Origin of the sequence: Anaerotignum faecicola, assembly GCA_024460105.1 — a bacterium.
Classification (GTDB): Bacteria; Bacillota; Clostridia; order Lachnospirales; family Anaerotignaceae; genus JANFXS01.
This window is the reverse complement of record JANFXS010000040.1, coordinates 1-661: the sequence shown is the minus strand read 5'-3', so window position 1 is coordinate 661 and position 661 is coordinate 1. Positions and strand designations below refer to the sequence as shown.

The 661-nt window shown below is 54.5% G+C and carries 1 pseudogene; it reads right to left on the bottom strand.

What is annotated here, in order from left to right:
* Window positions 1-443 precede the first annotated feature (443 nt).
* A pseudogene (locus tag NE664_12610) lies at window positions 444-661 on the bottom strand (collagen-like protein).

Sequence of the window (661 nt, the reverse complement as noted above, 5' to 3'; positions counted from 1 at the left end):
GCTTTCCGCCGCTGCCTCTTAAGCCTTCTCTGTCTTCGTATTCTGGAGCGCCTCCGCATCTCTAAATCTTCGTATCTTTCCCTATCCTGCTTCATTCGTAATGGCTCACCTCGCCCCCGTTTTACTCTTACATAAGTGTAAAGCGTGAGGGCCTGAAATGTCAACATTCATACTATTAAGCTTTTATTACGAATTTCTTCCTGTTTTTACAGTAATTCATTAAATTTTGCAGCTTTTTAAAACATCAGGCTTTTCCCATGTATATACTGACAATAGAATAGTTATTGATCAGGAAGGAAGGCATCTTATGAATCCAAATCATGAATCATGCCAGAGCCCCTGCCCGGGCTGCTGTCCAAACTGCTGCCCGAACTGCTGTCCTGCTCCAGGGCCAGGACCATGCCCGTTGGCCCCTGAAGCCCCGCCGTACCTCTGGAACCAATGGGGCCTGGCGGTCCTGTGATTCCCTGAGGTCCGGCTGGTCCCATTATACCGCGAGGCCCCTGAGGCCCAGTCGGGCCCATGGCGCCGCGAAGCCCTTGAGGCCCCGTCGGGCCCATAGCGCCGCGAGGCCCCTGAGGACCAGTTGCGCCAGTTGCACCGCGAGGTCCCTGAGGTCCTGTCGGCCCGACAGAGCCGTTTGGACAGGGACACGGGCATG